Here is an 11,732-nt window from a genome sequence, read left to right on the forward strand (position 1 = left end):
CCCTCGTTGTACGCCGCCACTTCGAGCAGGTCCGCGGGCACCCCGCCGGTGACCGTGCCCACGACTTTGAGCTCCGGGGCGTAGGAGTCGTGGAGTTCGGCGGCCCAGCTGCTGGCCTGCCCGCCCTGGGAGTACCCCATGATCCCGACCTGGGAGGCCGCGGTGACCCCCGGAATGCCCAGGCGCTGGGCGGCCCGCGCCGCGTCCAGCATGGCGTGGCCCTCGGACCGGCCGACGGCGTAGGTGTGGTCGCCGGGGGTGCCGAGCCCCTCGTAGTCGGTGACGGCGACGGCCCAGCCCTTCTGGACGACCTGGTTGATGAGCGTGGCCTCGACGGCCGTGCCGGTGGGGAAGTTGGCACTCGGCGCGCACCGGTCGCCCAGGCCGACGGTTCCGACGGCGTACGTCACGAGAGGCCGGGGTCCCTTCCGGCCGTCGCGCGGGACGATGACCGTCCCTGAGACGACGTTCGGGGCGCCCGTCGCGCTCGTCGAGCGGTAAGTGATGTGCCACGCCGAGGTGTTCGTGGGCTGCAGCGGCAGCGGATGGAAGGCGGTCGGCGCGGAGGAGACGACGTCCCCGGCCGTACCATCGCCGTCCGGCGTGGAGGCGGAGGCGGTCCCGGGGGCGATTCCGGGGACGATTCCCGCCATGGCGAGCGTGGCCACCACGGCGAGCACTCTGTTGCGTACGTGCATGCGGCTCTCCCAACGGTCCAGTGGTACTGGGTTCGTTGGTGAGAACGTACTGACCGGCCAGTAGGTACCGTGCTGACCCCGAAGCTCACCTTTACTGACGTCTACTGACGCGGCGTCTCATGGGAGCTGATGCGGTACGCCCCGGGCGTCGTGCCCGTCCACCGCCGGAACGCCCGGTGGAAGGACGTGTCCTCGGCGAATCCGAGGCGCGCCGCGAGACCGGCGATCGGCTCGCGCCCCTCGGCGAGTCCGGCTATCGCGGCATCGCGCCGCACGGAGTCCTTGAGCTGCTGGTACGAGGTCGACTCGCGGGCGAGCCGCCGCCGCAGCGTCGCCGGGCTCAGCGCGAGACGGGCCGCCACATCGCCCAGTTCGGGCAGGCGCGGGGACTCCCGCAGGGCGCGGGCCAGGGTGCGCTGGACCTGCTCGGCGACGGTCGTGCCGTACGCGCGCCGGCTGAGCAGTTCGAACGGGGAGCGGCGCAGCATCGCCTCCAGCGCGGGTTCGTCGCGTACGAGAGGAGCCGTCAGCCAGCGTGCGTCGAAGGCGGCGGTGGTGCGGTCCTCGCCGAAGCGGACCGGGCAGCCGAAGAGCTCCTCGTACTCGTCGCGGTGCGGCGGCGGCGGATAGCCGAAGCCCGCGCCTGACAGAGGGATGCGACGGCCGACCAGCCAGCTGCAGAGCCGGTGCCAGATGATGACGAGACACTCGGTGAGAAAGCGGTCCTCGTCGCTGTCGAGATCGTTCCTGACGCTGAACACGGCTGTTCCGTCGCCCTGTTGGACCAGGGAAAGTTCCGGACCGCCGGGAAAGAGACCGTAATAGGTGACTCCGCGCTCCACGGCCGCGCCCAGGTCGCGGCAGCCGAGGGTGGCGTAACACATCATCGCGAAGGTGCCGGGACGGCTGACCGCCGTGCCGAGCCCCAGGAACTCGTCCTCCGTCGCGCGGTACAGCGCCCGGAAGAGCCGGGCGAACTGCACGGAGGTGACGCGCGCCCGGTCGTCGCCGAGCAGCAGTGGCGGGATCTTCGCCTCCTGCAGCAGCGGTACGGTGTCGAGTCCGGTGCGTTCGGCGCCGCGGAGCACGGCCCGTACGTGGTGAACGGTGATCGTCCGCCTGTCCATGGCCGTCGACGGTAGCGGCGATTGCGCGATGCGGTCAGTGGGGCTGACGTTTTCGGTCATACCCGCAGGCAGCCCGTCGTCCCTACCGTCGGGTGCATGACCCCGACCGAGAGCACCGAGAGCACCGAGAGTCGACGTCCGGAGACCCTTGCCCTGTTCACCGAGTGGACGGGGGAACGTTACGGCGGACTGCCTGCCCTCAGCAGCCGTGGTGGCGAGGACCGGATGTCGTACACCGAACTGCGCGACGCGGTACGGGAGTGCGCCCGGCGTCTGATCTCCACGGGGGTCCGGCCGGGGGACCGTATCGGCATCCTCTCCGAGACGCGCCCCGAGTGGACGCTCACCCACTTCGCGGCCTTCGCGGTGGGGGCCGTCGTCGTCCCGGTCTACCCGACAGCGGGCGAGGAGGAAGTGGCCTGGGTGCTGGGGGATTCCGGCGCGGTGGCGGTGGTCTGCGAGGACGCGGCCCAGGCGGACCGGGTGGACGCGTTGAGGGACCGGCTCCCCGCCCTGCGCGATGTCATTCTCCTGACCGGAATCTGTGCGCCGTCCGGCCCCGCCGACGAGACCTCTCTCGCCGAACTCCTCAGCCGTGCCGCGGCGGTCAAACCCTCTGACCTGTGCTCGATCGTGTACACCTCGGGGACCACGGGACCGCCCAAGGGCTGCCGGCTCACCCACGGCAACCTCGGCGCGGTCCTCGAAGCCAACCTGGACGTGGTCGAGGGAGGGCCGGGCGACCGCACCTACCTCTATCTGCCGCTGGCCCATCTCCTCGCCCAGCTCATCGAGTTCACGACGCTCTTGTACGGCGGCGAGCTGGCCTACTTCGGCGGCCGGATCGAGGACGTGGTCAAGGAGCTGGCCGAGGTCAGGCCGACCCATCTCCCTTCCGTTCCCCGTCTCTTCGAGAAGGTCCACTCGGTGGTGCAGTCCCTGGCCGAGTCCCAGGAGGGCGGGCGCACACGCTTCGAGGAGGCGGTCCGTATCGGCGTACTGGCGGCGGACGGTGAGCTTCCGCCCGAGCTGAGGGATGCCCACGCCGCGTACGACCAGTCCCTCTACTCCCTGGTCCGCGGAGTCTTCGGCGGGCGCCTCCGCTCGGCCGTGACGGGAGGTGCGCCGATCTCGCCCGCCACCATGGACCTGCTGCGGGCGTGCGGGATCCCGGTGTACGAGGGGTACGGAATGACCGAGTCCGCCGGTGTGATCGCCCTCAACCACCCCGGCGCGTCCCGCCCCGGAACGGTGGGCCGCCCCATCGCGGGCTGCGAGGTGCGGACGGCGGCCGACGGGGAGGTGCTGGCCAGGGGCCCGATGATCTTCCCCGGCTACTACGCGAACCCCACCGCCTCCTCGGCGGCGCTGGACGGGGACGGCTGGCTGCACACGGGCGACCTGGGAGCTGTGGACAGCGACGGTTACCTCACGATCACCGGCCGCAAGAAGGACCTGATCATCACGTCCGCGGGCAAGAACCTCTCGCCCGCCGAGGTGGAGTCGGCCATCGAGCGCTCCCCCTATGTCGCGCACGCGGTGATGGTCGGCGACCGCCGCCCGTACCCCGTCGCGCTGATCACGGTGGACGCGGAGGCCGCAGCAGGCAGGCAGGACGTGCGGGAGCTGGTCCAGGAGGCGGTGGAGGCGGCGAACGCGACGGTGTCGCGGCCGGCGAGGATCCGGGCATTCGCGGTCCTGGACGAGGACTTCACGATCGCGAGCGGGGTGCTCACGCCGACGCTGAAGGTCCGGCGGGCGAAGGTGCTTGAGCGCTACGCGAAGGAGATCGAGGACCTGTACCGATCAAGCCCGTCCGGCGACACCTCGAACCCGTCCGGCGGCAAATCAAGCCCGTCGAGGGGGCCCCTCCCTGCTCCTTAAGAGCTTGGGGGAGATTGAGGACCGGGGTCCGGGGCGGAGCCCCGAAACAACCGCAGCCCCCCTTTGCCCCCGGACACACCGGACCCCGCACATGCAGGAGCCCCGTTCCGTACAGACAAGTCCGTACGGAGCAGGGCTCCTTGGGTGGTGCTATCCCGACCGCGATCCGATCGGCCCGGGCAACTAGGCCGGGGTGACGTTCTCCGCCTGCGGACCCTTCGGGCCCTGCGTGACGTCGAAGTTCACGACCTGGTTCTCCTCGAGGGAGCGAAAACCAGACGCGTTGATCGCGGAATAGTGGACGAAGACATCCGGGCCGCCGCCGTCCTGGGCGATGAAGCCGAAGCCCTTTTCAGCGTTGAACCACTTCACGGTTCCGGTAGCCATAAGCCCTCCTTGGGCCACTGGGTTGCCCTGCTCCAGAACCTGCTAAGAAGTCTGAAAACTACAAAAGCCTGCGGTTACATGCTCCGCAGGCTCTGTACTGCAAGGGAAACCAAACTGCAACTTGCGGCGAGAGTAGCACGCAGAATCGGGGCTGCGGAAGGGGGGAAGATCACCTGGGCCGGATGTTTGACGCGCCCTTGGCGGACCCCCCTCAGGTGCCACCCGGACCCCTCCCGGAGGCCCGCCAGCCCCCGCTCCACAGAGCAGGTCTACTGTCGCGATGTGGACATTTCTCGCAGCCGGCCGCGCGTCGGACACATCCAGTTCCTGAACTGTCTGCCCCTGTACTGGGGGCTGGCCCGGACCGGGACCCTGCTCGATCTCGAGCTGACCAAGGACAGCCCCGAGAAGCTCAGCGAGCAGCTGGTCCGCGGTGATCTCGACATCGGCCCGATCACCCTCGTGGAGTTCCTCAAGAACGCCGACGACCTGGTCGCCTTCCCCGACATCGCGGTCGGCTGCGACGGCTCCGTGATGTCCTGCGAGATCGTCTCCCAGGTCCCGCTGCAGGAGCTGGACGGGGCGCGGGTGGCGCTCGGCTCGTCCTCCCGTACGTCGGTGCGCCTGGCGCAGCTCCTCCTGGAGGAGCAGTACGGCGTACGGCCCGACTACTACCAGTGCCAGCCCGACCTGGCGCTGATGATGCGCGAGGCGGAGGCCGGGGTCGTCATCGGCGACGTGGGCCTGCGCGCGTACCTCCGCGACCTGCCCAGCCCCGAGCTGGCCGTCCACGACCTCGGCCAGATGTGGAAGGAGCACACCGGGCTGCCGTTCGTCTTCGCCGTCTGGGCGGTGCGCAAGGACTATCTGGCGCGTGAGCCGGAGACCGTGCGCGAGGTGCACCGGGCCTTCCTGGCCTCGCGCGACCTCTCCCTCGACGAGGTCTCCAAGGTCGCCGAGCAGGCCGCACGCTGGGAGACCTTCGACGCGGCCACGCTGGAGCGCTACTTCACGACGCTCGACTTCCGTTTCGGTCCCGAACAGATCGCGGGCGTACGGGAATTCGCACGCCGCGTCGGTCCGACGACCGGATTCCCCGCGGATGTGACCGTGGAACTGCTCACCCCCTGAACGCGGTCTACTCTCCTGGAGCAGGGGAGTACCGAGGGGGACGGGGCGCGACATGCAGCCGCTCGAAGCGGACGAACCACGGTCCATCGGCGCCTACCGGCTGCTCGGCCGTCTTGGCGCGGGCGGAATGGGCCGCGTCTATCTGGGGCGCAGCGCGGGCGGCCGTACCGTCGCGGTGAAGGTGGTGCATCCGCACTACGCCCTCGACGAGGAGTTCCGCGCCCGCTTCCGGCGCGAGGTGGAGGCGGCCCGCAGAGTCGGCGGGGCATGGACGGCCCCTGTGCTCGATGCGGACCCGGAGGCTCCTGTTCCGTGGGTGGCCACGGGATATGTGGCGGGCCCCGCGCTCTCCCAGGCGGTCTCGGCGTACGGCCCGCTGCCCGAGCATTCGGTACGGACCCTGGGCGCGGGCCTCGCCGAGGCGCTCGCCGCCGTCCACCATCTCGGTCTCGTACACCGTGATGTGAAGCCGTCCAATGTGCTGCTGACCGTCGACGGACCCCGTCTGATCGATTTCGGGATCGCCCGCGCCACGGACGGCACGGCCTCGCTCACCTCGACCGGCGTCTCGATCGGCTCGCCCGGCTACATGTCGCCCGAGCAGATCCTCGGCAAGGGCGTCACGGGTGCGGCCGACGTCTTCTCGCTGGGCGCGGTCCTGGCGTACGCGGTCACGGGGGAGCCCCCCTTCCCCGGGGACTCCACGGCCTCGCTCCTCTACAAGGTGGTGCACGAGGAGCCCGAACTGGGCTCGGTGCCCGACGGGTTGAGGGCGCTGGTCGCCTCCTGCCTGGCCAAGACCCCGGCAGGGCGCCCCTCGCCCCGGGAGATCGCGGAGCGGCTGGCTCCCGCGGGGGCGTCCGTCCTGGTGGCGGGCGGCTGGCTGCCGGGGCCGCTGGTGGAGGAGGTGAGCCGTACGGCCGTACGGCTGCTCGACCTGGATTCCGGCGTGGAGAGTCTTCAGGACTCGGGGCCGATCCCCTTCACCAGCTCCGCGGTCGTGGGTTCCTTCGGCCCGCCCGGCCCCTCCTTCGCCGCCGCGCACGCGGTGGCCCCCACCGAACCGCCGAGCACCGGCTCCGGCACCGGCTCCGGGACCGGTCGCCTCTCCTTGTCGGTCACCACCGAATCGCAGCCGGAGGGCCGTCGCGGCCGCAGGGTCAGCTGCACGCTCGCACTGGCGGTCGCGGGCGCGCTGGCGGCGGTGACGATCGGCGGGTCGTTCCTCTACAACGAGCTGCGGGACCAGGGCACTTCGCACGGGGACAGCGCGGCGGGCCGCCCGTCGTCTTCGGCATCGGCATCGGGACCGGCATCGGGATCGGCCACGGAACCGACGCCCTCGGGGACGCCCGCCCCGACGTCCTCCGGCGCGCCCGCGTCCGGCTCCGTTCCGGCCGCGTACTCCGGCAACTGGCAGGGCCAGGTCGCCGTCACCGTCCTCGGAAAGCCGCTCCCGGCCGGCACCCTCACCGTGGTGCTCAAGCAGGGCGGGGCCGGCGACGAGATCGGCACCGCCAGCCAGGTGGACGCCCTGGGCACCTCGGTCTGCGTGGACGTTCTCGTACTGAAGAAGGTGTCAGGCGGCGAACTGATCGCCGACGGCACCGCCCGCAACAAGCCGGGCGACGCCGACAAGTGCACCTCGGGCTCGCACCTGGTCAAGCTGCGGCTCACCGGCGACCGGCTCTCGTACACCTCCGCCAACCCCGAGGGCGGCAACCCGTACGCGACACTGACCCGTCAGGACGGCTAACTCGTCAGGACGGCTGACCGGTCGGTCAGGCCTTGGCGCGCCGCACGGCCTCGTCGTGCCGGCGGAGCGCCGATATCGCCACGCCGGTGGCCAGGAGCACCGCGCCCGCGGTGGACACCGGAACGGACAGGACCAGGGCGGTGACAGGACCCGTCCAGTCGCGGTCGGCCTCGCAGTGCAGCGCGCGGTCGTGGTCGTCGCTGATGCGGTCGTCGATGTAGAGGTCCCGGCGCTCGGCGAAGGCGGGGGCGGAGCAGTCCACCTTCCAGGTCGATGAGGTGAACGGCGCGAACATCTGCCAGGCGGCGTAGATCCAGAACACCGCGGCGACACAGAGCAGCCCGGCTCCCCAGCTCTTCAGCCGTTCCGCCCGCGCCAGAAAGTCCCGCTCAACTGCCAATGGATGCACTGATTCCCCTTGTGTCGAAGGCTCCCCCTGCATCAGCAGGCGCGCTGTTCTCTACTGTGTCGCTGTGCACAGCGCACGCGCCACCCACGACCACACCTGAAGGACTTCCCGTTATGGACCAGTTGCAGCCGGACGACCCCCAGACACTAGGTTCCTACCGGCTGTTGAGCGTCCTGGGCGCGGGTGGCATGGGCAAGGTCTATCTGGCGCGCTCGCCCGGCGGCCGTACCGTCGCGGTGAAGGTCGTGCGCCCCGAACTCGCCGCCGACCAGGACTTCCGGCAGAGGTTCCGCCACGAGGTCGAGATAGCCAGAGCCGTCTCGGGACGCTATACGGCACCCGTGGTGGACGCCGACCCCGAGGCGGCGCTGCCCTGGCTGGCGACCGCGTACGTGCTCGGCCCCGACCTCACGGACGTGGTCGCCGCCCACGGCGCGCTTCCCGAGCGCACGGTACGGGCGCTGGGCGCGGGTCTCGCCGCAGCTCTCCAGGAGATCCACGGGGCAGGTCTCATCCACCGCGACCTCAAACCGTCCAACGTCCTGCTGGCCGCCGACGGCCCGCGCGTCATCGACTTCGGCATCGCGCGGGCGGTGGACGGAAGCCGTATGACCCAGACGGGAGTTGTGGTCGGCTCGCCCGGCTACATGCCCCCCGAGCAGGCACTCGGCCAGGATGTCGGCGTCGCCGGGGACATCTTCTCCTTCGGCGCGGTCCTCGCCTTCGCCGCCACAGGCCGCGGTGTCTTCGGCGAGGGCATGGCGCCGGCCGCCATGCTCTACCAGGTGGTCCACGCGGAGCCCGACCTCTCCGGCACCCCGCCCATGCTGACCGGTCTCATCCGCGCCTGCCTCGCCAAGGACCCGGCCGCCAGGCCGTCCCCCGCCGAGATCATCAACTCCCTTGCCCCGGAAGGCACGGGCCAGGTGATCAGCGACTGGCTGCCCTCGTCGGTCTCGTCGACCATCGCCACGCACGCCTCGCGCATCCTGGACCTGGAGACCCCGGCGGGCGGCAACAGCCCGGTCCCCGTCCCCGGCCAGGGCTTCGGTCCGGCGCCCGCCGCCCACACGGTCCTGGACGGCTCGGGCGCAGCGCCCACCCAGGCGGCGGCCCCCGGCCGCCGCCGCTTCATGGGCATCGCGGCGGGCAGCGTGGCAGGTGTGGCGGTCGTCGGCGCTGGCGCGGTGTGGGCGCTGAACCGCAAGGACGGCACGACGGGCGACGACGCCAAGGACAAGACGGACAACAAGAAGAAGAAGGTCTCCGAGCAGCCCGAACCCGAGGTCTTCAAGACCCCGCCGAACGGTGTCGCCCCCCAGCCCCTCTGGCACAAGACCCCCGGCCACGACAACCTCAACTTCGAGCTCCCGCCGCTCGTCTTCGGCTCCACCGTCGTCATCAGCGGCGACGAGATGCAGGGCTTCGACCTCACGCACGGCGCCCGCAAGTGGAAGACGAAGGAGATCCAGCCGACATCCAGCGCGGGGAAGATCGTCGCCTCGGGCGGGATGTTCTTCGTCGGAAGCGGCGATTACGACGGTGCGCTCGTCGGCATCGACGCCCAGACCGGCAAGGAGGCCTGGCGCACCCGCCTCGGCGGCAAGCTGACCGCCAAGCCCCCCATCGGCGCCGACGACAAGCAGCTCTACGGCATCGCCGAGGTCGACGACCCCGACATCAAGAAGAACCTCACCGCGATCTACGCCGTCGACATCAGGACCCGCAAGATCGTCTGGCAGGAGCAGCGCGACGACGGCACGGAGGACTACGGCTTCGACCTCACGGTCGTCCCTGGCCACCTCGTCTATACGGACGGCCGGAAGAACCTGACCGTCCGCTCCAGCGCCACGGGCAAGCAGCTGTGGAGCAAGAAGGCCGCCGACGGCTCGGTCGCGGAGAAGGTCGCGGTGCATGCCAACACCGTGATCGTCAGCGGCAAGACGATGCGTGGGTTCGACCTCAGGAACGGCAGGCCCCTGTGGACCCTGTCGCCCAACGGCCGCCGCGGTTTCCAGCCCGCGTTCGTCTTCGACGGGGTCGCGTACGCCTTCGACTACGACAGCGGGGTCTGGGCGGTCAATCCGAAGAACGGCACGAAGATCTGGATGAGCGAGGACCTGGCCAAGAAGCCGTTCTCCTCGTGCCTGGTGAAGGTCGGCGGCAACATCTACGCCGGATCGTTCTTCGAGTCCGGCGGCGTCTACGCGATCGACGCGCGCACCGGCGCCCTGCGCTGGACCTACAACGACGGCCGCAGCGACGACGACGGCTGGCGGGTGGCGGCCGGTGGCAGCCGGCTCCTGGTGGCGCATGCCAACGAGCTGTACGCGGTCCCGGCCGTGTAGAAGAGCTGGCGTAGGCTGGCTCGGACGTTGCATCTCCTTGGGAAGGACCCACCCCGGTGACCACGAAGGCAGACCTTCAGTCCGTCCTTGACCGTGCTGCCGCAGGCGGGCGCATCACCCCCGAGGAGGCGCTCGACCTGTACCGCGACGCGCCCCTGCACGCACTGGGCGCGGCGGCCGACACCGTACGCCGCCGCCGGTACGCGGGGACCGAGCACATCGCCACGTACATCATCGAGCGGAACATCAACTACACGAACGTCTGCGTGACGGCGTGCAAGTTCTGCGCCTTCTACGCGGCCCCCAAGGACACCGCCAAGGGCTGGACCCGTGACCTGGAGGACATCCTGCGCCGGTGCGCGGAGACGGTCGAGCTGGGCGGGACGCAGATCATGTTCCAGGGCGGGCACCACCCGGACTTCGGCGTCGAGTACTACGAAGAGCACTTCTCGGCGATCAAGAAGGCCTATCCGCAGCTGGTCATCCACTCGCTGGGCGCGAGTGAGGTCGAGCACATGGCCCGGATCTCCAAGGTGTCGGTCGAGGAAGCGATTCAGCGCATCCACACGGCCGGTCTCGATTCCTTCGCCGGTGCGGGCGCCGAGCTGCTGCCCGAGCGGCCGCGCAAGGCGATCGCCCCGCTGAAGGAGTCAGGCGAGCGCTGGCTGGAGATCATGGAGACGGCGCACGGCCTGGGCGTCGAGTCGACGTCCACGATGCTGATGGGCACGGGCGAGACGAACGCCGAGCGCATCGAGCACCTGCGCATGATCCGTGACGTACAGGACCGGACGGGCGGCTTCCGCGCCTTCATCCCGTACACCTACCAGCCCGAGAACAACCACCTCAAGGGCCGCACGCAGGCCACGCTCTTCGAGTACCTGCGCATCATCGCGATCGCCAGGCTCTTCCTCGACAACGTCGCGCACATCCAGGGCTCCTGGCTGACGACCGGCAAGGAGGTCGGCCAGCTCTCGCTGCACTACGGGGCCGACGACCTCGGTTCGATCATGCTGGAGGAGAACGTGGTCTCCTCGGCGGGTGCCAGGCACCGGTCGAACCGGGGGGAGATCATCGACCTCATCCGCAAGTCGGGCCGCGTTCCGGCGCAGCGCGCGACGACGTACGAGCACCTGGTGGTGCACGAGGACCCGGCGAACGACCCGGTCGACGACCGCGTGGCGTCGCACATTTCCTCGACGGCGATAGAGGGTGGGACGGCCCATCCCGAACTGAAACTCATCTCCACGAACTGAGGCTGCTGTGCCGACGATTCACATGGCCGAGGCTTCTCCGCACATGGCGGTAGCGGTCGACGGGCAACATGTCCTGGCCGTCGGCCCTTACGAGGAACTGCTCGCTGCGCACCCGCAGTCGCGGGTGCGCACCTGGCCGGGGATCCTCACCCAGGCGCTGCTCAACCCGCATGGGCCCGAACTTCTCGAACAGGCGTATCACCCGGACCCGCGTGAGGCGGACGAGTTCGGCACCGAGCCGGTCACGGACCTGTCCCTCGTGGAGGACCTGGACGAGGCGCGCTGGGGCGCGAGCGCGCGCCGCGGCCTGCAGCGGATGCTGGCGCACGGGACGGTCGCGCTGGCGGGGGACCTGACCCGGCCGGTGGTGGTCGAGGCGGTGCAGCGGTCGGGGCTGACCCGGTGGATCAGGGAGGAGCAGCCCGAGGGCCTGCCGTCGCTGGACCCCTTCGCGACGGGCGGCACGGTGGTTCGGCCGCTCCCGATCAGCCCGGGGCATCACGCACGGTTCGCGATCTTCGACGTACGGGACGAACGCGAGCTCGCGGAGCGGGGCGCGGGGACGTGCGTAGCCACGGTGCTCGACGGACGGCTGCTGTACCGGCGGCGGTGAAGCGGCACGCGACTTTCGGCCGCGTCGTCCTCAATTGCCGGACGGGCTTGAATTATCAAGCCCGTCCGGCGATTGGGGACGTCTTTTCAGCCCCTCCGGCGTTTGAGGAGCGGGGGCCCGGGG

The 11,732-nt window shown here is 70.3% G+C and carries 10 protein-coding genes; 6 read left to right on the top strand and 4 right to left on the bottom strand.

Going from position 1 to position 11,732, the window contains the following annotated elements; genetic code table 11:
* Together J0695_RS13745 and J0695_RS13750 are read right to left on the bottom strand one after the other, a co-directional pair.
* Positions 1 to 698, bottom strand: a 698-nt coding sequence (locus J0695_RS13745; RefSeq protein ID WP_206962296.1) for a lipase family protein, incomplete at its 3' end; no start/stop codon positions are given.
* 101 nt (positions 699 to 799) lie between these two features.
* Positions 800 to 1,825 carry an AraC family transcriptional regulator gene (locus tag J0695_RS13750; RefSeq protein ID WP_206962297.1) on the bottom strand — a complete coding sequence of 342 codons (1,026 nt, stop codon included), beginning with the start codon at positions 1,823 to 1,825 and terminating at the stop codon, positions 800 to 802.
* Between the two features lie 96 nt (positions 1,826 to 1,921).
* Here J0695_RS13750 and J0695_RS13755 point away from each other — a divergent pair, with 96 nt between their 5' ends.
* Positions 1,922 to 3,709 (top strand): AMP-dependent synthetase/ligase, encoded by a 1,788-nt coding sequence (locus J0695_RS13755; protein WP_206962298.1) that lies wholly within the window; start codon positions 1,922 to 1,924, stop codon positions 3,707 to 3,709.
* Between the two features lie 183 nt (positions 3,710 to 3,892).
* Here J0695_RS13755 and J0695_RS13760 read toward each other — a convergent pair whose 3' ends face one another.
* Positions 3,893 to 4,096, bottom strand: a complete 204-nt coding sequence (locus tag J0695_RS13760; RefSeq protein ID WP_003967102.1) for a cold-shock protein — start codon at positions 4,094 to 4,096, stop codon at positions 3,893 to 3,895.
* Positions 4,097 to 4,378: 282 nt separating this feature from the next.
* Between J0695_RS13760 and J0695_RS13765 the strand changes: the two genes are divergently transcribed.
* A complete protein-coding gene (locus tag J0695_RS13765) occupies positions 4,379 to 5,227 on the top strand; it encodes a menaquinone biosynthetic enzyme MqnA/MqnD family protein (RefSeq protein WP_206962299.1) in 849 nt (282 codons plus the stop codon).
* A gap of 52 nt (positions 5,228 to 5,279) precedes the next feature.
* The gene (locus tag J0695_RS13770) at positions 5,280 to 6,983 is read left to right on the top strand and encodes a serine/threonine-protein kinase (protein ID WP_206962300.1); all 1,704 of its coding nucleotides are present in this window, start codon (positions 5,280 to 5,282) and stop codon (positions 6,981 to 6,983) included.
* A 25-nt stretch (positions 6,984 to 7,008) separates the two neighbouring features.
* Here the strand turns inward: J0695_RS13770 and J0695_RS13775 are convergent, their stop codons facing one another.
* Positions 7,009 to 7,392 (bottom strand): hypothetical protein, encoded by a 384-nt coding sequence (locus J0695_RS13775; protein WP_206962301.1) that lies wholly within the window; start codon positions 7,390 to 7,392, stop codon positions 7,009 to 7,011.
* 113 nt (positions 7,393 to 7,505) lie between these two features.
* Between J0695_RS13775 and J0695_RS13780 the strand changes: the two genes are divergently transcribed.
* Genes J0695_RS13780 through J0695_RS13790 form a run of 3 tightly spaced genes read left to right on the top strand, consistent with a single transcriptional unit; the run spans position 7,506 to position 11,609 of the window.
* The gene (locus tag J0695_RS13780; protein ID WP_206962302.1) at positions 7,506 to 9,740 is read left to right on the top strand and encodes a serine/threonine-protein kinase; all 2,235 of its coding nucleotides are present in this window, start codon (positions 7,506 to 7,508) and stop codon (positions 9,738 to 9,740) included.
* A 56-nt stretch (positions 9,741 to 9,796) separates the two neighbouring features.
* Positions 9,797 to 10,996 carry a cyclic dehypoxanthinyl futalosine synthase gene (gene mqnC / locus J0695_RS13785; protein ID WP_206962303.1) on the top strand — a complete coding sequence of 400 codons (1,200 nt, stop codon included), beginning with the start codon at positions 9,797 to 9,799 and terminating at the stop codon, positions 10,994 to 10,996.
* Between the two features lie 7 nt (positions 10,997 to 11,003).
* Positions 11,004 to 11,609, top strand: a complete 606-nt coding sequence (locus tag J0695_RS13790; RefSeq protein WP_206962304.1) for an imidazolonepropionase-like domain-containing protein — start codon at positions 11,004 to 11,006, stop codon at positions 11,607 to 11,609.
* Positions 11,610 to 11,732: the final 123 nt, after the last annotated feature.

It is taken from the genome of Streptomyces beijiangensis (genome assembly GCF_017315755.1).
GTDB lineage: Bacteria > Actinomycetota > Actinomycetes > Streptomycetales > Streptomycetaceae > Streptomyces > Streptomyces beijiangensis.

Coding starts and splice junctions, on each gene's coding strand:
- J0695_RS13750 (WP_206962297.1), bottom strand. CDS start 1,825: ATGGACAGGCGGACGATCACCGTTCACCACGTACGGGCCGTGCTCCGC.
- J0695_RS13755 (WP_206962298.1), top strand. CDS start 1,922: ATGACCCCGACCGAGAGCACCGAGAGCACCGAGAGTCGACGTCCGGAG.
- J0695_RS13760 (WP_003967102.1), bottom strand. CDS start 4,096: ATGGCTACCGGAACCGTGAAGTGGTTCAACGCTGAAAAGGGCTTCGGC.
- J0695_RS13770 (WP_206962300.1), top strand. CDS start 5,280: ATGCAGCCGCTCGAAGCGGACGAACCACGGTCCATCGGCGCCTACCGG.
- J0695_RS13780 (WP_206962302.1), top strand. CDS start 7,506: ATGGACCAGTTGCAGCCGGACGACCCCCAGACACTAGGTTCCTACCGG.